This window comes from Terrabacter sp. 2RAF25, from assembly GCF_052115265.1.
In the GTDB taxonomy this organism is placed as follows: Bacteria; Actinomycetota; Actinomycetes; order Actinomycetales; family Dermatophilaceae; genus Terrabacter.
Map to the genome: position 1 here is coordinate 1,018,154 of NZ_JBFRGJ010000002.1, position 22,183 is coordinate 1,040,336.

Sequence of the window (22,183 nt, forward strand, 5' to 3'; positions counted from 1 at the left end):
TCCGGTCGGCCCTCAGTAACCGGCGTGGTCGAGGGCTTCGGTCGTCAGCTGGCGGCCGAGCTCGATCATCTCGGCGGCGCGGTGGAAGTCGAGAGTGCTCACGGCGTTGGATGGCACGGTGACGAGCACGTCGGGCGGGTTGCTCGCCATCCGGTAGCGGGAGATGAGCGCGCTCATGGTGTCGAAGGACATGTTGAGCAGGTCGACGAGCCCGACGTCGGCCTGGCCGAGCACGAACGCCTCGCTGGGGGTCTGCGGCACGACGAGCGTCGCGTCGGCGAGGGTGGCCCTGTCGGACGGACCCCCTGCGCCGTCGGCCGGGCCCACGGCGCCGTCCGAGTCCCGAGCGTGCCCGCCGAGCCGGCTCGTGATCCCCCGGAACCGCTCCGACTCGAGCACCTCCGCCGCGCTGCGCCGCAGACGGCTCGTCCACTCCTCGCGCGGCGCCGGCGCGGACGACTCCTTGACGGGCGCTGCCCCGGCGACCGACCGCATGCCCGACAGCGACACCGCGATGGTCACGTCCACCGAGGCCGCTGCGGTCGGCTCGATGGGGATCGGGTTGATGAGGCCACCGTCGACGAGCACCCGTCCGTTGATCACAGCCGGGGTGATGACGCCCGGGATGGCGATCGAGGCCCGGATCGCGTGCTCGACCGGTCCGCGCTGGAACCACACCTCGCGCCGCGCGTTGATGTCGGTCGCGACCGCCGTGTAGGGGATCGGCAGCTTCTCGATGGTCGCCCCGTCGAGGATCTCGCCGACCTTGGCGATGATGCGCTCGGCCCGGATCGCCCCTCCGCCGGACGTGAGGGTCAGGTCGAGCAGCCGCCACACCTCGCGCTGGGTGAGGCTTCGCGCCCACTCGGTGTACGCCTCGAGCTTGCCCGCCGCCGCCACGCCTCCCACGAGCGCGCCCATCGACGTGCCCGCGATCGAGACGACGTCGAAACCGCGCTCGCCCAGAACCTCCAGGGCGCCGATGTGGGCGTAGCCGCGGGCGCCGCCCGACCCGAGGACGACTGCTGCACGCATACGGTCTGCCACGACACCGACCCTACGGCGGGCCCTCGTCCGTCATCCACGCAGTCGTCCAGGCCAGCCGTCCGCGCCAGTCGTCCACCAGTCGCTCGAGCTCAGTCGCGCAGGTAGTAGATCTCCAGCGACTCGAGCCAGGCCTCGTCGCCGAGCATGTCGATGGCGGTGACGAGTCCGTCGGTGACGGTGAACCGGAAGGCCACCTTCGGCTTGCCGCGCAGCGCCCATACCAGACCGATGCCGCCGTCGAAGGCCGCGAGCCGCGCGGACTGGGCCCCGCCGTTGAACCGACCCGCCACGGCCTCGGGCCCGATGAGCCGGTCGGGCGAGCCCATCGCGGCGGAGGCGGCATCGGACGTGAGCACGACGTCGGGGTCGAGCAGCTCGAGCAGGGTGGCGAGGTCGCCGCCGCGGGCAGCGTGCAGGAAGGCGCTGACGACGGCGCGCTGCCGCTGGCCCTCGGCACCGCCGCCCGCGCCGGCGTTCTCGGCCTCCGCCTCGGCATCGGCGGCGCGCACCCGGCGACGGGCCCGGCTCGCGAGCTGGCGGGTGGCGGCGGGGGAGCGGTCGATGATGTCGGCGATCTGCTCGAACGGCATACCGAAGAGGTCGTGCAGCACGAAGGCGAGACGCTCGGCGGGACCGAGCGTGTCGAGCACGACGAGCAGCGCGACGCCGACGCTGTCGGCGAGCTCGGCCTCGTACGCCGGGTCGGGGGTGCGCGCGTTGGGGTGAGCGGCTCGTTCGCTCTCGGTCAGCTCGACGAGGCCTGCATCCCAGCTGTCCTCGCGGCGGGAGGCGCGCGACCGCAGCATGTCGAGGCTGATCCGGCCGACGACGGTGGTGAGCCAGCCGCCGAGGTTCGCGACATCGCTCGTGTCGCTGCGGCGCAGGCGCAGCCAGGCCTCCTGCACGGCGTCGTCGGCGTCGGCCGACGACCCGAGCACCCGCTGGGCCACGGCGCGCAGCCGCGGCCGGTGCTGCTCGAAGTCGCGGGCCAGCCACTGCTCTCGCGTGAGGTTCTCGTCGTCCATCCCTGTCACATCCTCGTCTCGTGGTCCGTCATAGCACTGACGAGCCGGAGTCACCCGATGTGACACCACGCTTGTGCAACCCAGGAAAACAGGAGCAAGGAGAGACCCATGTCCGCCGTGAACACCCTCATCTACCCCGTTGCCGACCTCGACGCCGCCAAGCGGGTCTTCACCGCCCTCCTCGGGGTCGAGCCGCACACCGACCAGCCCTACTACGTCGGCTACAACGTCGACGGCCAGGAGCTCGCCCTCGACCCCAACGGCCACCGCAAGGGCATCAAGGGCGCCACGCCGTTCTGGTCGGTCGACGACCTCGAGGCGAGGATCACCGCCCTCGTCGATGCCGGAGCGACGGTGACGCAGCAGCCCACCGATGTCGGCGGTGGCCGCCGAACGGCCTCGCTGGCCGACGCCGACGGCAACATGATCGGCCTCATGCAGGACTGATTCGTCCACTTTCCGGGCGTCCGGTTCCCGCGCGTGTCGCGGCGAGCCGGGCGCTCTGATGTTCTGAAACAGCCTGTGCCACAAGCAAATTCACGCCGCTTGCGTATGCCGCCCGGCTCTCTTCCGATCCCGCGCCCGGTGTCGATGCGGTTCGTGGGCCTTGCGCCGGCCCGCGGACCTGTGCAGTATGGAAAGGCAGATGTAAGCGCTTACAGGGCGCGAACGGCTCAACGATGAGATGCGAGAGGTGGGACCAGTGGCAACGGCACGCAAGCAGAACCCGGACGCGACCTCCACGCCCGCCGTCTCCGGCCACTCCGCCCCATCCGCCCCATCAGCGCCCAGCGCGGCGCACCACCCGGGAGCCACGATCTACTCGGTCGCCGAGCGGGCCGGGGTGTCCATCGCCACCGTCTCGCGCGTGCTCCAAGGGGCGGGCACCGTGTCGGCCAAGACGACGCAGAAGGTGCTCGACGCCGTCGACGAGCTCGACTACGTGCCGCTCGGCGCCGCCCGCAGTCTCGCCGTCCGGCACCACGAGGCGCACGGCCTCGTACTACCCGAGCTCACGGGTCCCTACTACTCCGAGCTGCTCATGGGTTTCGAGTCCCGCGCCGCCGAGCTCGGCCAGAGCGTCACGCTCCTGCTCACCGACGGCAAGGCCGACATCGCCCGCGCGGTGCGCCAGCTGGCGACCCACGTCGACGCCATCGCGGTGCTCGGTTCGGCCGCCATGCCGCCGGCCGTCGCCAAGGCCCTGCACGGCAAGAAGCCCGTCGTCATCATCGCCGGCTCGCCCCAGGAGGGCATCGAGAGCGTTGGCGCCGAGAACGCCCACAGCGCCCAGAAGCTCACCGAGCACGTGCTCGGCCACGGCCGCCGCAGCCTCGTCTTCGTCGGTGACCCCGACGGCGCCCCTGACATCCACGACCGCCACGCCGGCTTCGTCGCAGCCCTCCGGGCCGCAGGCCTCGAGCCCGCCGAGCCCGTACGCGTCCCCTTCCGCGAGGGTGAGGGCGAGGCCGTCGCCGAGCGCATCCTCTCCGGCGACATCACCGCCGACGCGCTCGTGTGCGCCAACGACGAGCTCGCCCTGTCGATCATGAGCCACCTGCAGGACGCCGGCCGCGACGTGCCCGGCGACATCGCGGTGGTCGGCTGGGACGACGTCATGACGTCCCGCTACGTGCGCCCGGGTATGACCACCGTGCGCCAACCCGTCCGCGAGCTCGGGGAGCTCGCGGCCGAACGTCTTCACCAACGGGTCCACGGGGCCGAGCTGCTCGCCGCGCCGCGCGTCCTCCCGACCCAGGTGATCATCCGAGGCTCCTGCGGCTGTGCGGCCCAGCCTCGTGCGACCCCACCCACCCGCGCGACCTGACGGCATACGCCCACCGCCCGGCCCACCGGGCGCACCCCGCCCTCCACCCACCCCCGAACACCCCTCGTACCACGACCTCCACCCCCCTGAAACCCCCGCTCGTCTCGAAGAGCACACAAGGAAGTGAGACACCGATGAGACGCACCACAGCCATCACGGTCGCGTGCATGACGGCCGCCGCCCTCACCGTGACCGCCTGCGGTCGCGACGGCGCGAACGGCGGCTCCGGCGCTGCGCAGACAGGTGCCGCCGTCAGCTCCGGCAAGGCCACCGGCGAGATCACCGTCTGGGCCATGGGCGCCGAGGGTGACAACCTCCCGAAGCTCACCAAGGACTTCGAGACGGCCAACCCCGGCGTCAAGGTCAAGGTGACGGCGATCCCCTGGAGCGCCGCCCACGACAAGTTCACGGCCGCGATCGCCGCCGGCAAGACGCCGGACGTCGCGATGGTCGGCACCACGTGGATGGGTGAGTTCGCCGCGAGCGACGCGCTCGACCCCACGCCGGCGCAGATCGACAAGTCCTCCTTCTTCGAGGGCGCCCAGAAGACCACCGAGGTGAACGGCACCTCCTACGGCATCCCCTGGTACGTCGAGACCCGCGTGCTCTTCTACCGCACCGACCTCGCCAAGAAGGCCGGCTTCGACGCCGCCCCCACCGACTGGCAGGGCCTCAAGGACATGGCCAAGGCCATGCAGACCAAGGCCGGCGCCAAGTGGGGCATCGGACTGCAGGCCGGCGGCGAGGGGTCCTGGCAGACCCTCATGCCGTTCGCCTGGTCCGACGGCGCCGACCTGACCAAGGACGGCGGCAAGGCGTACAACTTCGACAGCCCGCAGATCCTCAAGGCGGCGCAGTACTACCAGTCGTTCTTCACCGACGGCATCTCCGACAAGGCCGCCCCGGCGACCCCCACGACCGAGCCGGACTTCGCCAAGGGCACGGTCCCGATGTTCATCTCCGGTCCGTGGATGATGTCGTCGGTAGAGAAGGTCGGTGGCCCCGGCTTCAAGGACAAGTACAACGTGGCCCCGATCCCGGCCGGCTCGGCAGGTTCCTCGTCGTTCGTCGGCGGCTCGAACTTCGTCGTCTTCAAGAACACGAAGAACCGCGACACGTCCTGGAAGTTCGTCAACTGGCTCGCCGACCCCAAGGTCCAGTCGAAGTGGTACACCCTCTCGACCGACCTCCCGTCGGTCAAGAGCGCCTGGCAGGACCCGGCCCTCGCGTCCGACAAGAAGCTCGCCGTCTTCGGCAAGCAGCTCGAGACCGCCAAGGCCCCGCCGTCGTTCGCGACGTGGGAGCAGGCCGTCAAGGCGCTCGACACCGAGATGGAGAAGGTCACCAAGAGCGGTGAGGACCCGGCGACCGGCCTGAAGTCCGCGCAGCAGCAGGCCGACTCCATCGGCACGGGCATGTGATCGCATGACCGCCCAGACCGGCACGACCGGGTCCCCCACCGGACCCGTGACGCCAGCTCCGGCCGCAGCCCCGGGGCGACCTGACGACAGGTCGCCCCGGGGGGTGGGCGACGGAGGCTCCCGGCGCCGGGGAACGGCCCGGGGCCGGGAGGGCCGGGCGGCGTGGATCCTCGCGATCCCCTTCTGCCTGCTCTTCCTCGCCTTCACGGCGTGGCCGGTGGCCCAGTCGCTCTTCATGAGCATCACCGACACGAAGGCGCGCGACCTGCGAAAGCCCTTCTCGGTCAACATCATCGGACTCGACAACTTCACCAAGGCGCTGTCCGACCCGATCTTCCGCAAAGCCGCCGCCAACACCGCGTACTTCGTGCTCGTCGGTGTGCCCCTGACGCTCGTCCTCGCCCTCACTGCTGCCCTCGCGCTCGACAAGGGGATCACGCGGTTCCGCGCGATCTTCCGGCTCGGCTTCTACATGCCGGTCATCACCTCGATCGTCGCGGTCGCCGTCGTCTGGCGCTTCCTCCTGCAGGAGCCGGGCGGCCTCATCAACACCGTCCTCGGCTGGGTCGGCATCAGCGGTCCCAACTGGCTCGGCGACCCGAACTGGTCGATGCCCGCGCTCATCATGATGGCCGCGTGGCGCAACTTCGGAACCGCGATGATCATCTTCCTCGCCGGCCTGCAGGCCGTGCCTGCCGAGCTGCACGAGGCTGCCGCCATCGACGGCGCCAACGCCTGGCAGCGCTTCCGACACGTCACCCTGCCGCTGCTGCGCCCGACCCTGCTCTTCGTCATGGTCACCACCTCGATCGGCTACCTGCAGGTCTTCGAGGAGCCCTTCGTGATGACCAAGGGCGGCCCGCTCAACAGCACCATGACGGTGTCCTACTACACGTACCAGCAGTTCGGCTTCGGCAACTACGGCCTGGCGTCGGCCATGAGCTACCTCATCTTCGTCGTCATCGCCATCGTCACCGCGCTGCAGTTCCGGCTGCTCCGAGAGAGGACCTGACCATGTCCGTCGACACCGCACCACGTCCTGTCGGCAAGCCCGGTCAGCCCGGTCAGCCCGGTCCGGCTCGCTCCGGGGGCCGCGCGGGCAAGCCCCGCTCCGGCATGGTCGGCTCGAGCCAGGGCGGGCGCTGGTGGCTCTACCTGGTCCTGACCGTCGCCCTGCTCGCCGTCGTCGCACCGTTCGTCTGGATGGTGCTCGGCAGCTTCAAGGGCGAGGGTGAGCTCCGGCAGGTGCCCCCGACCTGGCTGCCCGAGAGCGCCTCGCTCGACAACTACACGCAGCTGTTCGACAAGCTGAACTTCGGGCAGTTCTTCACCAACTCGATCGTCGTCGCGGTCGTCGTGACCGCCGGCAACCTCGTCTTCTGCTCGATGCTCGGTTATGCGCTGGCGATGCTCGACTTCAAGGGCAAGAAGTTCATCTTCACGGCCGTCATGACCACGCTCATGATCCCCGGCGTCGTCACGTTCGTGCCCCTCTTCGTGCTCGTCGCGAACGCCGGGCTCATCGACTCGCTGCCCGGCCTCTTCCTGCCGTTCCTGGTCAGCCCCTTCGGCGTGTTCCTCATGCGCCAGTTCATCCTCGGGCTGCCCAAGGACCTGCTCGATGCCGGCCGCGTCGACGGTGCGGGTGAGCTGAAGATCTTCTGGAAGATCATCCTGCCGCTCTGCGGACCGGCCCTGGCGACGCTCGGCATCCTGACCTTCCTCGGCAGCTGGAACAACTTCCTGTGGCCGCTCGTCGTGGCTCAGTCCGAGGAGCGCTACACCCTCCCCGTGGCCCTCGCGCTCTACTCCACCGGCCAGAACAGCACGAACTACGGCCTGCTCCTCGCCGGAGCGACGGTCGTCATCGTCCCGATCCTCGTGGTCTTCCTCATCTTCCAGAAGCGCTTCATCGAGGGCATCGCCACGACCGGTCTCAAGTGACCCCAGTGAACGGAGCACACGCCATGCAGCACACCTCCAAGCAGACTCCCGCACCGAGCCGCCGCTCGTTGCTCGTGGGCGGGGCGGCCTCGGTCGCCGCCTTCGCCCTCGCCCCCAGCCCCACTGCACGGGCGGCGACGGCTCCCGCCTTCGTCCGCAGCGCCCCTACGCTCGTCCTCGACAAGGGCCGCGTGCACACGTGGGCCGCCGACACGTGGCGCAGCCTCGTCGCCATGACCGACCCGAAGACCGGCCTGCCCGCCGACAACATCCCCGAGTCGCTCGCCGCCGGTGACCGCTCCGGCTACACGTCGCCGACGAACATCGGTGGCTACCTGTGGTCGACCGTCGTCGCTCGCGAGCTCGGCCTGATCACCCGCGGCGAGGCGTCGGCCCGGCTGATCCGCACGCTCAAGACGGTCGAGCGGATGGAGCACCACACGCCCAGCGGCATGTACTTCAACTGGTACGACGAGGCCACGGCGCAGACGCTGCGCACCTGGCCCGACTCCGGCGACAAGGTCGTCCCGTTCTGCTCGAGCGTCGACAACGGCTGGCTCGGCGCCGCACTCCTCGTCGTGCAGCACTCCGACCCGGCGGCGCGGCCCTGGGCGAAGCGCATCTTCGACCGCATGCGCTGGGACGCGTTCTACAACGACAACAGCGACCCGGCCCACCAGGTGCGCAGCGGTGGCCTCATCCACGGCGGCTTCTACCCCTACGAGGACGGCCGGCCCGGGGGCACCTACCAGGGCACCCACATCGGGGGCGCCCCCGTCTGGCTGACCACCCACCACTACGACACCACCGTGTCGGAGACGCGCATCACCAGCTACCTCGGCATCATCACGGGCCGGATCCCGCCCAAGCAGTACTTCGCGATGTGGCGCACCTTCCCGGCCACGTGCGACTGGTCGTGGCACGAGATGCAGCCGGTCGGCGACAACCGCAGGTACTACGGCATCGACGTCTACGAGGGCGCCTACACCTACCGCGGCATGCACGTCGTGCCCGGCTGGGGCGGCTCGATGTTCGAGGAGCTCATGCCCGACGTCTTCGTCGACGAGGCCGCCTGGGCGCCGAAGTCGTGGGGTCGCAACCACGTCCTCCACGTCCGCGCCCAGCGCGAGCACGGCCTCATCGAGGCCGGATACGGCTACTGGGGCTTCAGCCCGTCGAGCAACCCCGCCGGCGGCTACCGCGAGTACGGCGTCGACGCGCTCGGTCTGAACCCGACCGGCTACATGTCCGACCAGGAGAGCACGAACTACGACCCCGGCTTCGGCACCTGTCGTGCGGCGACGAACCCGAACCCGACGTACGGCGACGGCGTCGTCACACCGCACGCGTCGTTCCTCGCCATGCAGCACGAGCCGGGTGAGGCCTTCGCCAACCTCGCCGGCATCCAGGCCGACTTCGACTCGTACGGCCGGGGTGGCTTCTTCGACGCCATCGCCGTGAAGTCCGGCACGGTGGCCCGTCGCTACCTCTCGCTCGACCAGGCGATGATCATGGGCGCCGCCGGGAACGTGTTGGGCGACAACGTGATCCGCCGCGCCTTCTCGACGCCGGCGGTCCGGAACGCGCTGCAGCCGGTCATCGGCATCGAGGAGTTCGGCGCGAGCCCGGTCGCCTGACCCGGCCGACCCAGGACGACAGACCCACCGACGAAAGGCGGCACCCGTGCGCCCCGAGCTACGCACCACGGACGACGGGGTCCAGTACCGCGACCTCAACGGCAACGGCCGGATGGACCCCTACGAGGACCCGCGGCTCGACGTCGAGTCGCGGGTCGAGGACCTGCTCGGTCGGCTCTCCCTCGAGGAGAAGGTCGGCCTGATGTTCCAGACGGTCATCGAGGCCGGCGCCGACGGCTCCGTGCTCGAGCAGCCCGGAAACATCAGCAAGTCGCCGACGAGCACCGTCGTGCTCGAGAAGCACCTGAGCCACTTCAACGTGCACGCGCTCGACGACCCTCGGATGGCGGCCCGGTGGAGCAACGCGCTGCAGGCGCTGGCCGAGCGCACGCCACACGGCATACCCGTGACGGTGTCGACCGACCCGCGGCACGCGTTCATCGAGAACGTCGGCGTGTCCTTCTCGGCGGGGGCGTTCTCGCAGTGGCCCGAGCCGCTCGGGCTCGCGGCGCTGCGCGACGCCGAGGCCGTACGCCGGTTCGCCGACATCGCGCGCCAGGAGTATGCCGCCGTGGGCATCCGCGCGGCGCTGCACCCGACGCTCGACCTCGCGACCGAGCCCCGCTGGGCCCGGCAGGCAGGCACGTTCGGCCAGGACCCCGACCTCGTGACCGAGCTCGGTGTCGCCTACCTCGAGGGTTTCCAAGGGGACTCGCTCGGGCCGGGCAGTGTCGCGTGCACGAGCAAGCACTTCCCCGGTGGCGGACCGCAGAAGGACGGCGAGGACGCCCACTTCCCCTACGGCCGCGAGCAGGTCTATCCCGGTGGGCGGTTCGACGAGCACCTCAAGCCGTTCCCGCCGATCATCGCGGCCGGCACGGCTGGGATCATGCCCTACTACGGCATGCCGATCGACCTCGAGGTCGACGGGGAGCCCATCGAGCCGATCGGCTTCGGCTACAACAAGCAGGTCGTGACCGGCCTGCTGCGCGAGAAGCTCGGCTACGACGGAGTCGTCGTCACCGACTGGGAGCTCGTCAACGACAACCATGTCGGGGACCAGGTGCTACCGGCCCGCGCGTGGGGCGTCGAGCACCTCGACCCGCACGGTCGCATGGAGCTGATCCTCGAGGCCGGCGCCGACCAGTTCGGTGGCGAGGAGTGCGTCGAGACCCTGCTCGACCTCGTGTCGCAGGGCAGGGTCACCGAGGCCCGTGTCGACGAGTCCGCGCGGCGCATCCTCGCCGTCAAGTTCCGGCTCGGCCTGTTCGACGACCCGTACGTCGACGAGGAGGCGGCAGCCAGAACCGTTGGGCGACAGGACTTCCGTGACGAGGGCTACGCCGCGCAGGCTCGCTCGGTGACCGTGCTGCACAACGATGGCGGCCGGCTGCCGCTCGAGCAGGGACTGCGCATCTACGCGGAGCGGGTGTCACCCGAGTCGGTCGTCAAGCACGGCAAGCTCGTCGAGCGGCCCGAGGACGCCGACGTCGCCGTGGTGCGCCTGACAGCGCCGTTCGACCCGCGCTCCGACCTCTTCCTCGAGTCGTGGTTCCACCAGGGCTCGCTCGACTTCCCGCCCGGGCTCGTCGCGCGGCTCGAGCGCATCGCGGCGGTGTGCCCGCTCGTCGTCGACGTCGTGCTCGACCGGCCGGCGGTCGTGACGCCGTTGCTGCGCGTCGCGTCGGCAGTCGTCGGAAGCTTCGGCAGCTGCGACGACGCCCTCCTCGACGCCGTCACCGGCACGATCCCCCCGGTCGGACGGCTGCCCTTCGACCTGCCCCGGTCGATGGACCAGGTGCGGGCCCACGGCGAGGACGTGCCCGGCTACGACGACCCATTGCTCCCGTTTGGGTACGGACTGACCATCTGAGACGGCTTTCCGCGACGGCGCTCCAAGACCAGGGAGGACCCAAGGCAGGCACTCACGTCCCCCCAGGGTGTGACCCCCTCGCACCCGAGTGCCCGGCGAGCCCCGGCCGCAACCCACCGCGGCCGGGGCCTCGTCGTGCCTGCCCTGCGTCGCGGCCGTGCCCGAGTGCCTCAGCCGGTGTAGCCCTCGACGGTGCGCTCGGAGCGCACCTCGGCGGTGTCGGGGTCGTCGCCGAACTCGCGCTTGGCGCGGCGCTGGCGCAGCAGGTCCCAGCACTGGTCGAGCTCGACCTCGAGACTGCGCAGCCGGGCGTGCTCGTCGTCGACGCTGATCGAGCCGGTCTGCAGCGCGGACCGCAGCTCGTGCTCCTCGTCGATGAGCGACTTGATGTGGTGCTGGATGGAGACGTCGTCAGCCATGTCGCCACCTTCGCACGCAGCCGGGCCTGAGTCGAGGGTGCAGCGGGCAACGTCGACGGTCCGGTCGGAGGTGCGTTCGATGGTGCGTTTGATGGTCCGTTCGATGGTGCGTTCGCTGGTGCCGTCGAGGGCTAGCGTGAGGGCGGTGACCACCTACGCCCTCGTCCCCGGCGCCGGCGGCGCCGCCTGGTACTGGCACCGCGTCGTGCCGCTGCTCGAGCAGGCCGGCCACGAGGCCGTGGCCGTGGACCTGCCCGGCGACGACGCCGACGAGGGGCTGCCCGAGTATGCCGCCCGCGTCGTCGCGGCGGTCGCCGGCCGTGCCGACGTGGTGCTCGTCGGGCAGTCGATGGGCGGCTTCACCGTGCCGCTCGTGGCGGCGCAACGCCCCGTCGCGGCGATCGTGCTGCTCAATGCGATGGTGCCGTTGCCCGGGGAGACCGCGGGCGAGTGGTGGGACGCCGTTGGCTCGGAGGCAGCGCGCGTCGAAGCGGCGCGCGAGGGCGGCTATCCCGAGGAGATCGACCTCGACGCGTACTTCCTCCACGACGTCGACCCGGCCGTCGCGGCGTCGGGTGAGGCGCACCAACGACCGGAGGTCGACCGGGCGTTCGAGACCCCCTGCGACTTCGAGAGCTGGCCGGACGTGCCCGTCCACGCCGTGGCGGGGGAGGACGACCGCTTCTTCCCGGTGGCCCTCCAGCGACGCGTCGCCCGGGAGCGGCTCGGCGTCGACCTCGACCTCGTGCCGGGCGGGCACCTGGCCGCGCTGTCGCGCCCGCGGGAGCTCACGGCATACCTCCTCGGGGTGGCGCGATGAGTGGCGCCGAGGGCAGCAGTGAGTTCGACCGCGAGTACTGGGAGCGGCACTGGGAGGAAGGGCCGCCGGGGGAGGCGGCCGCTCCGGCGAACCCGCACCTCGTCCGCGAGGCCGGCGCGCTGAGCCCGGGGACGGCGCTCGACGCAGGCTGCGGCGAGGGCGGCGAGGCGCGCTGGCTGGCCGCGCACGGCTGGGAAGTCACAGCCGTCGACATCTCTGCTGAGGCGCTGGTGCGGGCGGTCGCCCACGAGCGGGCCGGCGGCGGCGACGCCCGGGTCGAGTGGGTCGGTGCCGACCTCACGACGTGGAAGCCTGGCCGGCAGTTCCACCTCGTGACGACGAGCTACGCCCACCCGACGATCCCGCAGCTCGACCTCTACGACCGGATCGCCGCGTGGGTCGCGCCCGGCGGCTCCCTGCTCGTCGTGGGCCACCTGCACCAGTCCGGCAGCCACGGCGGCGGCGCCGGGAACGACGAGGGACATGGGCACGGGCACGGGCCTGGGCACGGGCCTGGGCACGGGCACGGTCACGTGCGGGCAGACGACGAGCAGCCGCCGGAGCACGCGACCGTGACGCTGGCCGACATCACGGCGCGGCTCGACCCGGCCGAGTGGGAGGTGCAGACGGCCTCGGAGCACACCCGCACGTCGGGCCGCGGGACCCCCCTGCACGACGTCGTGGTCCGCGCCCGCCGCCGCGCGTAGGAGCGGCTAGGCCTTGCGGGGCGTCTCGAGGGAGGACGCGGCGGGTCTGCGCCGCCGACGGCGCGGCACCCCGAGGGTCGTCTCGCGTGCCTCGAGCGTCCAGGCCACGGGGATCTCCTCGGCGGCGCCGGCGTAGCCGTTAATGCGTTGCGAGAGCCTTTCGAGCGCTGCCCGGGCGAGGCCGGTGAGGTCGGGCGAGATCGTCGTGACGGTGGGGTTGGAGTAGCGCGTCTCGGCGATGTCGTCGAAGCCGACGACGGCGACGTCGTCGGGCACCCGCACCCCCGCCTCGACGCACGCCCGGATGGCTCCGATCGCCATGAGGTCGTTGAAGCAGAAGACTGCGTCGGGCGGCTCGGGCAGCTCGAGCAGGTGCGTCATCGCGGCGTGCCCGTCGGCGCGCTCGAAGTGCGGTACGTCGACCACGAGGTGCTTGTCGTAGGTGATGCTCGCCGCCCGCAGCGCCTGCTTGTAGCCGCGCAGGCGCTCGGAGGCCGTGCCCTTCATCGTCTCGCGTCCGATCGCTGCGATGCGTCGGCGGCCTTGTGCGACAAGGTGTTCGGTGGCCGCGCGGGATGCCGCGACCGAGTCGACCGCGACGTGGTCGAAGCCCGTCGGCACGGGACGCTCGCCGAGGAGCACCATCGGCAGGCTGTCGGCCCTACGGCTGATCTCGTCGGCCGAGAGGGCCAGCGGCGAGAAGATGACACCGTCGATGACGTGCGAGCGCATGCCCTCGAGCACGACCCGCTCGGCGTCGGCGTCGCCGCCGGTCACGTCGAGCAGGACGATGAAGCCGAGGGCGGCGGCCTCCTCGGTGATGCGCGCAGCGAGCTCGGCGAAGTAGGGGGAGTCCATCGCGGGCACCGCCAGGGCGAGGAAGCCCGCCCGGCCGTGCTTGAGGCTGCGCGCCGACAGGTTGGGGCGGTAGTGCAGCTCGGCCATGGCGGCCTCGACCCGTTCGCGGGTGCTCGCCTTGACGTGGGGGTGGTGGTTGAGCACGTTGGAGGCCGTCTTCACGCTGACGCCGGCACGTTCGGCCACGTCGCGAAGCCGTGCAGCCACCCCGGCCTCCCTCCGTGCGCGCGCCGGGTGAAGCCCCGACCGAGGAACAGGTTAGCGCCCGCGACCGCTCGTCCGGATCAACTCGGACCATCTGTGGACAGATTTCGGTAACCGTTGTAATTTTCAGGCCACACGAAAGTGGGTAACCGTTGAAAGAACGACCCCACGCCGACGGTCGAGGAGGACCGATGGGACGAGCGACAGTGCGGCTGGACCCCGCCTTCACGGTGGGTCCGGTGCGCCCGAGGACCTTCGGGTCCTTCGTCGAGCACATGGGCCGGTGCGTCTACACCGGCATCTACGAGCCCGGTCACCCCGACGCCGACGAGCTGGGCTTCCGCACCGACGTGGCCGCCCTCGTGCGCGAGCTCGGCGTGACCACGGTGCGCTACCCGGGCGGCAACTTCGTCTCCAACTACCGGTGGGAGGACGGCGTCGGCCCCAAGGCCGACCGGCCCACCCAGCTCGACCTCGCCTGGCGCTCGGTCGAGACCAACCAGGTCGGCACCGACGACTTCGTCGACTGGGCCCGCGGTGTCGGCGTCGAGCCGATGATGGCCGTCAACCTCGGCACCCGCGGCGTGCAGGAGGCCATCGACCTGCTGCTCTACTGCAACGGCGAGACCGGCACGAGCTGGCCCGACCGCCGCGCCAAGAACGGGCACGTCGAGCCGCACGACGTACGGGTCTGGTGCCTCGGCAACGAGATGGACGGCCCCTGGCAGATGGGTCACAAGACCGCCGAGGAGTACGCCCGGGTCGCCGAGGAGGCCGCCCGCGCCATGCTCCGCGTCGACGACACGCTCGAGCTCGTCGCGTGCGGTTCGTCCAACCGCGGTATGCCGACCTTTGGCACGTGGGAGCGCGTCGTCCTCGAGCGGTGCTTCGACCTCGTCGACCACATCTCGGCCCACGCCTACTACGAGCCGGTCGACGGCGACGTCGACTCGTTTCTCGCGAGCGGCGAGGACATGCACCGCTTCATCGAGTCCGTCGTCGCGACGGCCGACCACGTCGCTGCCGTCAAGGGCTCCGACAAGCGGATCATGGTCTCCTTCGACGAGTGGAACGTGTGGTTCCAGGACCGCTTCCACGGTGAGAGCTCGCTCGCCATCCGCGAGGCCCCCGAGCTCATCGAGGACGTCTACGACGTCACCGACGCCGTGGTCGTCGGCAGCCTGCTCATCACGCTGCTGCAGCACACCGACCGGGTGTCCATGGCGTGCCAGGCGCAGCTCGTCAACGTCATCGCGCCCATCGCCACCCGCCCCGGTGGTGCCTCGTGGAAGCAGACGATCTTCCACCCCTTTGCGCTCACGGCGCGGTATGCCCGTGGCACCGTGCTGCGCCCAGCCATCGCCTGCGACACGGTGGAGACCAAGGCCTTCGGGCCCGTCGACCAGCTCGTCGTCACCGCGACCCACGACCCTGAAACCGGCGACCTCGCCGTCTTCGTGGTCAACCGAAGCCGCACCGAGACGGCCGAGCTCGCGCTCGACGTCGCGGCGGCCGTGGGGGGCGCCCCCACGGCATACGCCCTCGTCGAGCACCTCCAGGTGCACGACGACGACACCTCGGCCACCAACACCGAGGAACACCCCGACCGAGTGACCCCGTGCGCGGGGGACGCGGCGGTCGACGGCACCGACGGCACCGCCCTCACGGCAACCCTGCCGCCCACCTCCTGGCACTGCATCCGACTCACCGAAGGGACCGTTCAATGACGAACTTCACCTCGCCCCGACCCCAGCCGCCGATCTCCACGCTCTCGCAGCTCTCCCCGCTGTCCCGACGGACCATCCTGTCGGGAGCCCTCGGCCTCGCCGGCATCGCCGGCCTGAGCGCGTGCGGCTCCGGCTCGGGCGCCGTCCCAGGGCAGGCCCCGGCCGTGTCGGCAGGTGGCGGAGCCACCGGCTACTCCGGTCCCAAGGTCGCGCTGCAGTTCTGGAACGGCTTCACCGGTGGTGACGGGCCCTTCATGAAGCGCCTCGTCGACCAGTTCAACTCCGAGCACCCCAACATCGCGGTCAGCATGAACACGATGCAGTGGGCGGACTACTACGCCAAGCTGCCGGCCGCGGTCACCGCCGGCAAGGGTCCCGACATCGGCATCATGCACGTCGACTCGGTCGCCACGAACGCCGCCCGCAACGTCATCCAGCCGCTTGACGACGTGGCGACCGCCCTCAAGCTCGACGAGAAGGACTTCGCGCCGGTGCCGTGGAAGGCCGGTGTCTACAACGGCAAGCGCTACTCCATCCCGCTCGACGTGCACCCGCTCGGCTTCTTCTACAACAAGGACGTCATGGAGAAGGGCGGCCTCGACCCCGAGAAGCCGCCGATGACGAACGACGAGTACATGGCCGCCCTGGAGTCCATGAAGGGCAAGGGCATCCAGGGGCACTGGGCGACCCCCTTCCCGTTCACCGGCAGCATGTCGGTCCAGTCGCTGATCTGGCAGTTCGGCGGCAACCTCTTCTCCGAGGACGCCAAGCAGGTGCTGTGGGCCGACGACGCCGGCGTCAAGGCGCTGACGTGGTTCCAGGACCTCGTGACCAAGGGCTACTCCGCGGCCAAGATCGCCCAGGACGCCGACATCGTCGCCCTCCAGAACGGCAAGACCGCCTTCAACTGGAACGGCATCTGGACGATCAACACCCTCAAGGAGAAGACCGACCTCAAGTGGGGCGTCGCGCCGCTGCCCAACATCGGCGGCACGAAGGCGGCGTGGGCGGGCTCGCACCAGTTCGTCCTGCCGACCATGCGCACCCCCGACCAGAACAAGCAGACGGCCGCGCGCGTCTTCCTCAACTGGATCAGCACGAAGAGCATCGAGTGGGCCAAGGGCGGCCAGGTGCCCGCCCGCAACTCGGTGCGCGAGTCGCCGGAGTTCAAGGCCCTCAAGGACCAGGCCACGCTGGCGACGCAGATCAACGACCTGCACTTCCCGCCGGCCGTCGCGGGCCTCGGCGACGCCATGCCTGAGTTCGAGAAGGCCCTGAACGCGGCCGTGCTCGGCGGACAGGACCCCAAGACGGTGCTGTCCGACGCCGCCGGTCGCGCCACCAAGATCCTCGAGGCCAACGCCAAGAAGTACGGCGGCTGACACCATGGCTGTGACGACGGCACAGCCGACCCGACCCTCTGCGGGAGCGCCGCCCACGCCGGGTGCGCGGCGCTCTCGCGGAGCACGATCCGGCATCCACGGCTCGCGCTGGACTCCCTACCTCTTCCTCGCCCCGTTCCTGATCCTCTTCATCACCTTCGTGGCGGTGCCCGGGGTGCTCGGCATCTGGATCTCCCTGCACGACTGGGACTTCCTGCTGCCCAACAAGCCCTTCGTGGGCGGCCAGAACTACGCAGACCTGCTCGACAGCGGCTCGCCGCAGTTCGAGCCGTTCTGGAACGGCATGAAGGCGACCGCCATCTTCGTGGTCATCAGCGTGCCGTTCCTGGTGACGCTGCCCCTGCTGCTCGCCATCCTGCTGAACCGCCGGTTCCCGGGGCGCACCTTCTTCCGGGCCGTGTTCTTCGCGCCGTTCGTCCTCGGGGTCGCCGTCGTCGGCCTGATGTGGCGCTACCTGCTCGACCCGTCCTTCGGCATGGTCAACGGCCTGCTCGGGTCCCTGGGTCTGCCGGACAACACCGCGTGGACGACCGCGCAGCCGTGGGCGTGGATCTCCCTGGCCGCCGTCACGATCTGGTGGACCGTCGGCTTCAACGCCGTCATCTACCTCGCCGGCCTCGGCGACATCCCGGCCGAGCACTACGAGGCGGCAGACCTCGACGGGGCCACCGCGTGGCAGAAGCTGCGCTACATCACGATCCCCGGCCTGCGACCGGTGCTGATCTTCATCGTGGTGACGACCGTCCTGTCGAGCGCCAACATGTTCGGTCAGAGCTACCTCATCACCAAGGGTGGCCCGGGCGACTCGACGCGCACGGCGATCATGGAGATCACCGACCTGGGCCTCTCGCAGTACCGCATGGGCCAGGCGTCGGCGATGAGCTACGTGCTCGCGCTCTTCCTCGCCCTCATCTCACTGCTCAACTTCTGGCTGCTGAGGGAGAAGAAGTCGTGAAGCGTCGCAACGGTCCCCTCTTCTGGCTGGGCATGGGCGTGCTCAGCCTCGTCTTCATCGGCCCGCTCCTGCTCGTGCTGCTCACTGCGTTCAAGTCGCAGAGCGAGTCGCGCACCGTGCCACCGACCTACTTCCCGTCCCAGCCGAGCCTGCGCGCTTTCGACGTGCTCTTCTTCCAGGACGCCGCGAGCCCGGTGCTGCGGTGGTTCCTCAACTCGATGATGGCGGCGACGATGCACGCCGCGCTCGTCCTCGTCGTCTGCTCCCTCGCCGGCTATGCCTTGGCCCGCATGGAGTTCCGGTTCAAGAAGGCGATCTTCACCGTCATCATCCTCACCCTCTTCGTGCCCGGCTTCATCTTCCTCATGCCGAACTTCCTGCTGCTCGACAAGCTCGGCTGGCTCGACCAGATCTGGGCCCTGGTCGTTCCCGGGGCAGCGGGCGCCTTCGGTGTCTTCTTCATGCGGCAGTTCTTCATGGGACTGCCGAAGGAGCTCGAGGAGAGTGCGACCCTCGACGGTGCCGGCCCGTTCCGCACCTGGTGGTCGATCGTGCTGCCCAACGCCAGACCAGCGCTGGTCACGCTCGGAGTGCTCAGCTTCCTCGCGAACTGGAACGACTTCATCTGGCCGATCTATGTGCTCTTCTCACCCGAGCGCCTCACGCTGCCAGCGGGACTCAGCCGTCTCCAGGGCGCCTACACGATCGACTACCCCGTCGTCATGGCCGGCGCGATGCTGGCCGCTATCCCCGTCCTCGCGCTCTACGTCTTCGTGCAGCGCTACGTCATCGAGGGCGTCGCCAGCAGCGGCGTCAAGGGCTGAGGAGTCCGTCATGCGTCCACCCGCCTCCCCAAGGTCACGCGCGCTGACGCGCGGAACCGCCTGTGTCGCAGCGGTGCTCGCCGCCGTTGGCTTGACCACAGCAGCTCCGGCCTTCGGGTCGCGTATGCCGTCTTCCTCAGCCCCAAAGGCCGCCGGCGTTGCCTCGCGGCCCGCCGACACGGCATACGCCAATGCCGTCTCCGACTCGTTCTCCGACACCTTCGCCGACCCGTCGGTCATCCGGGGGCGCGACGGCTGGTGGTACGCCTACGCCACCTCCGACCCGCTCAAGGCCGGGGATGCTCCGGGTGCCATGCACATGGCACGAACGAGGGACTGGTCGAGCTGGGAGTACCTCGGCACGGTGTTCACGGCCGCCAACCGGCCCGCGTGGGCCACCCCGACCGCCGGCCTGTGGGCGCCGGACATCCGTTACGTCGCAGGGCGTTACGTCCTCTATTACACGGTCACCGACACGACGCTCAATCCCGGTGACGACTCGGCGATCGGCGCCGCGACGGCACCGTCACCGTCGGGCCCCTGGACCCCCGCCCCCGCGCCTGCCGTCCCACCCCGGCCGGCGTCTGGTGGCGGGTTCCTCTGGACCTTCGACCCGGCGGGCTTCACCGACGTCGACGGCCAGCGCTACCTCTACTACGGCAGCTACTTCGGCGGGCTCTGGGCGACGAAGATGGCGGCGGACGGGCTCACCCCGGTGGGCGCGGCGACGCAGGTCGCGATCGACAACCGCTACGAGGGCTCCTACGTCGTGCGCCACGGCGACTTCTACTACCTCATGGGCTCGGCGGCGAACTGCTGCGCCGGCCCCACGACGGGCTACTCCGTCTTCGCCGGCCGGTCTCGCTCACCGCTCGGCCCGTTCGTCGACGCCGAGGGCACACCGCTGCTGACCTCGCGTGTCGGCGGCACGACGGTGCTGACGCAGAACGGCAACCGCTTCGTCGGCGCCGGCCACCACGCGGTGGTCACGGACGCCGAGGGTCGGGAGTTCCTCGCCTACCACGCCATCGACCGCACCAACCCGTGGCTGACGACGACCTTCGGGATCAACCGCCGGCCGATGCTGCTCGACCGTCTGGACTGGGTCGACGGCTGGCCGCGCACCCGTGCCGGTGCCGGCCCGTCCGACACGCCGCAGCCGGCGCCCACCCTCGCGTCAGGCCTCGGCATCACGCCCACCGACCCGTCGGCGAGCGGCTTCAGGGGCCTGGCCTCCGGGCCGGCCGACCCCGTCACCGGTGCCACGGCGCTCGTGCACGGCACCGCCTCGACGACCGCCTCCGCCCCCTCCGGCCCCCTCCACGTCCGTCTCGACCACCGCGGCACCGAGCCGCTGCGCGTGCTGGTCGGCCGCGACCCCTCGATCAAGGTCACGCTCGACCCCAAGGGCTCGCGCCTGACCGCCCAAGTCGACCGCGACGGCACGGTCCGCTCGTCCACGACGACACTGCCGCCGCTGCCCGTCGCAGCATGGCGCACCCTGACCGTCGAGGCCACGGCCGATGGACTGACCGCCGAGGTCACCGAGAGCGACCTAGCCGACGTCGTGGCGCGTGCGACGGTGACCGGCGACGCCAGGCCCGCCGCAGCCCCGGTGCGCCTCAGCAGCAGCAAGGCCCTCGTCGACAACGTCGTGGTCAACCCGGCCGCAGCCGACGCGCCTGCACTCGCTCCGGTGCCGCAGGCCGGCGCCCTGCTCCAGTCCGAGGAGTTCGACGACCCCAGCCTCTCCGGCTTCACCTGGGTGCGACGCAACCCGTCCGTCACCGTCTCCGAGGGCAGCCTGCGCTGGCCCGTCGAGGGCACCGACCTCGTCGGCGGCGGCAACACCGCGAGCGTCCTGCTCCACGACACCCCGGGTGACGGCGACTGGATCGCCGAGGCCAAGACGACCCTCGACCTCGGCGTCGAGACGGTCCGCAACTACCAGCAGGTGGGCCTCGTCGCCTACGAGAACGACGACGACTTCGCCCGGCTCTCGAAGGTCGCGATCTGGAACACGCGCCAGACCGAGTTCGGCCGTGAGACGGCTGCCGACCCGAAGAGCCCGACCGGGCCGACGAGCTACGGCGGAGCCGTCATCGGCACGGCCGCGCCGACGGTGTGGCTGCGCCTCGCCCACCACCGCAACGCCGCCGGCGAGCACCTCTATCGCGCCGGAACGAGCCGTGACGGCGTGCACTGGACGTGGGGTGCGACGTGGACCTTCCGCGCCGGCACCGACCCGCGCATCGGCCTCGTCGCCCACGGTGGCGCCAGTCCGGCCGCCACGGCCGAGATCGACCACCTGCGGTTCTACGCCTCCACCTGGCCGGCCGACCCGGCGGCAGGATGAGCCGCACCCGCACTGCCCCGACTGCCCTCACTGCCCTGGCCCTCGGCCTTGCAGCCGTGCTCGTCGCCGGCTGCGGGGGCGGGCCCCAGACCCCCTCCGGAGGCACCGTGACCACCCCTGCCACCCCCGCCACGCAGGCCGCTCCGGCCCCGACGAACCCCGTCTGGCCGAGCAACTTCCCCGACCCGCAGATCCTGCCCGACGGCGACGCTTGGGTCGCGATCGGCACGAACGGCAACGGGATGAACGTCCAGACCCTCCTGAGCGACGACCTCGCGACGTGGACGCAGGGCAGCGACGCCCTGCCACAGGTTGCGTCGTGGAGCACTCCCGGCAAGGTGTGGGCTCCGGAGGCCCACCGCTTCGGCACGAAGTGGGTCATGTACTACACCACGATGGCGCCCGACCCGGCCATCCAGTGCATCGGCCTCGCGGTCGCGGACGACCCCAAGGGCCCCTACCGCGACACGAGCAGCAAGCCCCTGGTCTGCGAGCGGGACCAGGGTGGCTCGATCGACGCCTCGCCGTTCGTCGCGCAGGACGGCACGGCATACCTCTACTGGAAGAACGACGGCAACGCCGTCGGTGTCGACACGTGGATCTCGGTGCAGCGGCTGTCACCCGACGGCCTTCGCCTCGAAGGTGACCCGAAACGCCTGCTGCGACAGACCCTTCCGTGGGAGGGCAACCTCGTCGAGGCGCCCTTCGTCTGGGAGCGTGACGGAGTCTTCCACCTCTTCTACTCGGCCAACGACTACGGCAGCGACAAGTACGCCGTCGGTCACGCGACGGCGACGTCGCCGACCGGGCCGTTCACCAAGGACCCCGCACCGGTGCTGACCAGCACCGACGTCGCCGCCGGCCCTGGCCACTGTGCCCTCGCCGAGAAGGACGGGCGGGTGCTGATGGTCTATCACGCCTGGGACCCGGCCGCGATCGGCTCCGACGTGCCCGGGCGCACGATGTGGCTCAGTGAGGTCACCTTCGACGGGCGCAAGGTCAGTGTGACGCCACCCAGCTCGAAACTGCCTGCGTCGCTCTGACCGGTTTGGGGTGTTGCGGGTGTATCAACCCCGGCGCTCGTGTCTCTGAGTGTCAGGGGATGGGTGCGGGGCCGGGGGGAAAGGCCCCGCAC

General features: G+C 70.5%; 19 protein-coding genes. 15 read left to right on the forward strand and 4 right to left on the reverse strand.

The features are described 5' to 3' along the window. Positions 1-12: 12 nt before the first annotated feature. A complete protein-coding gene (locus tag AB4091_RS07980) occupies positions 13-1,047 on the reverse strand; it encodes a patatin-like phospholipase family protein (RefSeq protein WP_442291197.1) in 1,035 nt (344 codons plus the stop codon). Between the two features lie 89 nt (positions 1,048-1,136). Next, positions 1,137-2,072 carry a sigma-70 family RNA polymerase sigma factor gene (locus AB4091_RS07985; protein WP_442291198.1) on the reverse strand — a complete coding sequence of 312 codons (936 nt, stop codon included), beginning with the start codon at positions 2,070-2,072 and terminating at the stop codon, positions 1,137-1,139. 108 nt (positions 2,073-2,180) lie between these two features. Here AB4091_RS07985 and AB4091_RS07990 point away from each other — a divergent pair, with 108 nt between their 5' ends. The 7 genes from AB4091_RS07990 (at position 2,181) to AB4091_RS08020 (ending at position 10,775) form a co-directional block, all read left to right on the forward strand. After that, positions 2,181-2,519: a VOC family protein gene (locus AB4091_RS07990; protein ID WP_442291199.1), complete on the forward strand. Its 339-nt coding sequence runs from the start codon at positions 2,181-2,183 to the stop codon at positions 2,517-2,519. A 256-nt stretch (positions 2,520-2,775) separates the two neighbouring features. Continuing rightward, entirely contained in the window at positions 2,776-3,900 is a 1,125-nt protein-coding gene (locus AB4091_RS07995) for a LacI family DNA-binding transcriptional regulator (RefSeq protein ID WP_442291200.1), read from the forward strand. 134 nt (positions 3,901-4,034) lie between these two features. Then, positions 4,035-5,321: a sugar ABC transporter substrate-binding protein gene (locus tag AB4091_RS08000; protein ID WP_442291201.1), complete on the forward strand. Its 1,287-nt coding sequence runs from the start codon at positions 4,035-4,037 to the stop codon at positions 5,319-5,321. Between the two features lie 4 nt (positions 5,322-5,325). Next, positions 5,326-6,333: a carbohydrate ABC transporter permease gene (locus AB4091_RS08005; protein ID WP_442291202.1), complete on the forward strand. Its 1,008-nt coding sequence runs from the start codon at positions 5,326-5,328 to the stop codon at positions 6,331-6,333. 2 nt (positions 6,334-6,335) lie between these two features. Further along, positions 6,336-7,265 carry a carbohydrate ABC transporter permease gene (locus tag AB4091_RS08010; RefSeq protein WP_442291203.1) on the forward strand — a complete coding sequence of 310 codons (930 nt, stop codon included), beginning with the start codon at positions 6,336-6,338 and terminating at the stop codon, positions 7,263-7,265. A gap of 23 nt (positions 7,266-7,288) precedes the next feature. Next, positions 7,289-8,902, forward strand: coding sequence for a glucoamylase family protein (locus AB4091_RS08015; RefSeq protein ID WP_442291204.1), 1,614 nt, complete (start codon positions 7,289-7,291; stop codon positions 8,900-8,902). A 46-nt stretch (positions 8,903-8,948) separates the two neighbouring features. Continuing rightward, on the forward strand, positions 8,949-10,775 hold the full coding sequence (locus AB4091_RS08020; RefSeq protein ID WP_442291205.1) for a glycoside hydrolase family 3 protein: 1,827 nt from the start codon (positions 8,949-8,951) through the stop codon (positions 10,773-10,775). A gap of 170 nt (positions 10,776-10,945) precedes the next feature. Here the strand turns inward: AB4091_RS08020 and AB4091_RS08025 are convergent, their stop codons facing one another. Continuing rightward, entirely contained in the window at positions 10,946-11,194 is a 249-nt protein-coding gene (locus tag AB4091_RS08025; RefSeq protein WP_442291206.1) for a DUF2630 family protein, read from the reverse strand. Between the two features lie 145 nt (positions 11,195-11,339). On the opposite strand from AB4091_RS08025, the gene AB4091_RS08030 reads away from it, so the two are divergent. Next, the gene (locus AB4091_RS08030) at positions 11,340-12,014 is read left to right on the forward strand and encodes an alpha/beta fold hydrolase (RefSeq protein ID WP_442291207.1); all 675 of its coding nucleotides are present in this window, start codon (positions 11,340-11,342) and stop codon (positions 12,012-12,014) included. Further along, positions 12,011-12,721, forward strand: coding sequence for a class I SAM-dependent methyltransferase (locus AB4091_RS08035; RefSeq protein WP_442291208.1), 711 nt, complete (start codon positions 12,011-12,013; stop codon positions 12,719-12,721). Before AB4091_RS08030 ends, AB4091_RS08035 begins: the two co-directional genes overlap by 4 nt. Positions 12,722-12,727: 6 nt before the next feature. Here the strand turns inward: AB4091_RS08035 and AB4091_RS08040 are convergent, their stop codons facing one another. Further along, entirely contained in the window at positions 12,728-13,786 is a 1,059-nt protein-coding gene (locus AB4091_RS08040; RefSeq protein WP_442291209.1) for a LacI family DNA-binding transcriptional regulator, read from the reverse strand. Positions 13,787-13,974: 188 nt separating this feature from the next. Between AB4091_RS08040 and arfA the strand changes: the two genes are divergently transcribed. From arfA to AB4091_RS08070, 6 genes are all read left to right on the forward strand, one after another. After that, positions 13,975-15,510, forward strand: a complete 1,536-nt coding sequence (gene arfA, locus AB4091_RS08045) for an arabinosylfuranosidase ArfA (protein WP_442291210.1) — start codon at positions 13,975-13,977, stop codon at positions 15,508-15,510. Next, the gene (locus AB4091_RS08050) at positions 15,507-16,892 is read left to right on the forward strand and encodes an ABC transporter substrate-binding protein (protein WP_442291211.1); all 1,386 of its coding nucleotides are present in this window, start codon (positions 15,507-15,509) and stop codon (positions 16,890-16,892) included. Before arfA ends, AB4091_RS08050 begins: the two co-directional genes overlap by 4 nt. Before the next feature lie 4 nt (positions 16,893-16,896). Next, positions 16,897-17,868, forward strand: coding sequence for a carbohydrate ABC transporter permease (locus AB4091_RS08055; protein ID WP_442291212.1), 972 nt, complete (start codon positions 16,897-16,899; stop codon positions 17,866-17,868). Then, positions 17,865-18,692: a carbohydrate ABC transporter permease gene (locus AB4091_RS08060; protein WP_442291213.1), complete on the forward strand. Its 828-nt coding sequence runs from the start codon at positions 17,865-17,867 to the stop codon at positions 18,690-18,692. Before AB4091_RS08055 ends, AB4091_RS08060 begins: the two co-directional genes overlap by 4 nt. 124 nt (positions 18,693-18,816) lie before the next feature. Further along, entirely contained in the window at positions 18,817-21,048 is a 2,232-nt protein-coding gene (locus AB4091_RS08065; protein WP_442291214.1) for a family 43 glycosylhydrolase, read from the forward strand. Further along, the gene (locus AB4091_RS08070; RefSeq protein WP_442291215.1) at positions 21,045-22,091 is read left to right on the forward strand and encodes a glycoside hydrolase family 43 protein; all 1,047 of its coding nucleotides are present in this window, start codon (positions 21,045-21,047) and stop codon (positions 22,089-22,091) included. The genes AB4091_RS08065 and AB4091_RS08070 overlap by 4 nt, the downstream gene beginning before the upstream one ends. Positions 22,092-22,183: the final 92 nt, after the last annotated feature.

Bases quoted from the DNA above. Each gene is read 5' to 3' on its own strand.
- AB4091_RS08005 (WP_442291202.1), top strand. From the start codon at position 5,326: ATGACCGCCCAGACCGGCACGACCGGGTCCCCCACCGGACCCGTGACG.
- AB4091_RS08010 (WP_442291203.1), top strand. From the start codon at position 6,336: ATGTCCGTCGACACCGCACCACGTCCTGTCGGCAAGCCCGGTCAGCCC.
- AB4091_RS07990 (WP_442291199.1), top strand. From the start codon at position 2,181: ATGTCCGCCGTGAACACCCTCATCTACCCCGTTGCCGACCTCGACGCC.
- AB4091_RS08000 (WP_442291201.1), top strand. From the start codon at position 4,035: ATGAGACGCACCACAGCCATCACGGTCGCGTGCATGACGGCCGCCGCC.
- AB4091_RS08015 (WP_442291204.1), top strand. From the start codon at position 7,289: ATGCAGCACACCTCCAAGCAGACTCCCGCACCGAGCCGCCGCTCGTTG.
- AB4091_RS07985 (WP_442291198.1), bottom strand. From the start codon at position 2,072: ATGGACGACGAGAACCTCACGCGAGAGCAGTGGCTGGCCCGCGACTTC.
- AB4091_RS08070 (WP_442291215.1), top strand. From the start codon at position 21,045: ATGAGCCGCACCCGCACTGCCCCGACTGCCCTCACTGCCCTGGCCCTC.
- AB4091_RS08050 (WP_442291211.1), top strand. From the start codon at position 15,507: ATGACGAACTTCACCTCGCCCCGACCCCAGCCGCCGATCTCCACGCTC.
- AB4091_RS08025 (WP_442291206.1), bottom strand. From the start codon at position 11,194: ATGGCTGACGACGTCTCCATCCAGCACCACATCAAGTCGCTCATCGAC.
- AB4091_RS08065 (WP_442291214.1), top strand. From the start codon at position 18,817: ATGCCGTCTTCCTCAGCCCCAAAGGCCGCCGGCGTTGCCTCGCGGCCC.
- AB4091_RS08035 (WP_442291208.1), top strand. From the start codon at position 12,011: ATGAGTGGCGCCGAGGGCAGCAGTGAGTTCGACCGCGAGTACTGGGAG.
- AB4091_RS08055 (WP_442291212.1), top strand. From the start codon at position 16,897: ATGGCTGTGACGACGGCACAGCCGACCCGACCCTCTGCGGGAGCGCCG.
- arfA (WP_442291210.1), top strand. From the start codon at position 13,975: ATGGGACGAGCGACAGTGCGGCTGGACCCCGCCTTCACGGTGGGTCCG.